The organism is Microbacterium resistens NBRC 103078, from assembly GCF_001552355.1.
GTDB classification, from domain to species: domain Bacteria; phylum Actinomycetota; class Actinomycetes; order Actinomycetales; family Microbacteriaceae; genus Microbacterium; species Microbacterium resistens.
On sequence record NZ_BCRA01000219.1, the window covers coordinates 1 to 1377 of the forward strand.

At 76.7% G+C, this 1377-nt stretch carries 1 pseudogene; it reads left to right on the forward strand.

The annotated features are described in order from the left end of the window. Positions 1-1377 (forward strand): annotated as a pseudogene (locus MR1_RS20355) (hypothetical protein); the annotation flags it as partial.

The following is a 1377-nucleotide window of genomic DNA, read 5'->3' on the forward strand; positions in this document are numbered from 1 at the left end:
GGCGCCGACGCCGCGGGTCGCCTCGCGATCGCCGCGGGGCTGCCGACGAACGACGACGCGGGCTGGGCGGCGCTGCTCGGCACGGCGGCCCCGTGGGCACTGTGGCTCGCCGCTCCGCTGGCGGTGCTCGCACTGCTGGCTCCGGTCGCGCCGCGCTGGAGCGCCGGTATCCTCTCGGTGGTCGTCGCCGCCGCCGGTCTCGCGACCGCGTTCCTCGCGGTGGGGGTCGCGGTGAGCTTCGCCCAGTCGGCTCCGGTCGCGATCTGGCCGGGGACGGGGCTCAGCCTGGCCTGGGCGGGCGCGCTCGCCGGTGCGCTCGTCACGCTGGACAGCCTCGTGACGCTCCCGTCGCTGCGACGGGTCTCCGCTCTCGTCGCGGCGGCGGCCATCGCGGTGTGCGCGGTCCCGTCGCTGACCGCGGTCGCGCGCGGCACCGCGGACGTCGTCAAGTCCACGGAGAGCACGCTGCCCGCCTTCATCAACGCCCAGGCGCGCGACGACCAGGATCTCGGGACCCTCGTCCTCACGCCCCAGCCCTCCGGGGGGCTCGGCGTCGAGGCGGTGTGGGGGGCGAGCCAGACCCTCGGCGCCCAGACGACGCTCCTCAGCACCGCGACCGAGCCGCGCGGACGGGATCTGTCCGAGCTCGCCGTCGACCTGGTGTCCTCGCGGGCGTTCGACGCCCCCAGCGAGCTGTCCGCGCTGGGGATCCGCTACGTGCTGCTGAACTCGGCACCGGGGGAGGAGACGGACGCCGCCCGGGCACTGCGGCTGGAGGCCGTGACCGCGCTCGATCAGCGCGCGGGCTTCCTCCGTGCGGGCAATACCGACAAGGGCGCCCTGTGGCGGATGGAGGCCGTTCCGGCGCCGCGTGCGGAGCTGCCGGCGCACGAGCGGAGCATGGCGCAGCTCGTGGTGACCGTCCAGCTCGTCATCCTGCTCGCCGCCCTGCTGCTCGCGATCCCCACGCGCGCGTCCCGCCGCGCCGCGCGCGGCCTGCCCCGAGCGGTCGGACTGGTGCCCGAACGTGAACCGCTCCCGGCCCGGGAGAAGCCGGAGCGCCCGAAGCGCGCCCCGCGGAACAAGCGGGAGGCGAAGGATCGCCGCCCGGCCGCCGCGGACGCCGCGGGTTCCGCGCCGTTGGGCGGCAGCAGCGACGGGGAGCAGACGGTCGTGGACCCCGCACGAACGGAACCGTCGGATGCGGACGGGGATGCGCCGATGGCCGGCGAGGGCGACGGTGCGCCGGAGGCGCCCGCCGCGCACGAGACCGCGATCACCGCGGAGACCGCGGGCTCGTCCGCCGCGGACGTGACGACGCAGGGCCAGACCCCCGACCCCGAGGATGTGACTGCGGACACCGCTCCCGACCCCGGT